We start from the raw sequence: 266 nt of genomic DNA, 5'->3' as shown, positions 1-266 counted from the left end.
TTTATGAAAGTAAAATTGATTACCGTTGGAAAATTGAAAGAAAAGTACCTCAAAGAAGGTATTGCAGAATATAGTAAACGATTGGGACGATTTACTAAGTTGGATATGATTGAGCTTCCTGATGAAAAAACACCAGATAAAGCCAGTCAGGCAGAGAATGAACAAATATTAAAAAAAGAAGCCGATAGAATTATGTCTAAAATTGGAGAGCGAGATTTTGTCATTGCCTTAGCGATAGAAGGGAAACAATTTCCATCGGAAGAATT

General features: G+C 33.8%; 1 protein-coding gene. It reads left to right on the top strand.

Annotation, left to right across the window (positions count from 1 at the left end; translation table 11 throughout):
* Positions 1 to 3: 3 nt before the first annotated feature.
* On the top strand, positions 4 to 266 hold a 263-nt coding region (locus tag C1G53_RS00075; RefSeq protein WP_192873089.1), incomplete at its 3' end, for a 23S rRNA (pseudouridine(1915)-N(3))-methyltransferase RlmH.

The organism is Streptococcus suis, from assembly GCF_002960445.1.
In the GTDB taxonomy this organism is placed as follows: Bacteria; Bacillota; Bacilli; order Lactobacillales; family Streptococcaceae; genus Streptococcus; species Streptococcus hyiners.
Note: the sequence above shows the minus strand (reverse complement) of the source record. Positions and strands in the feature narration are given on the sequence as shown.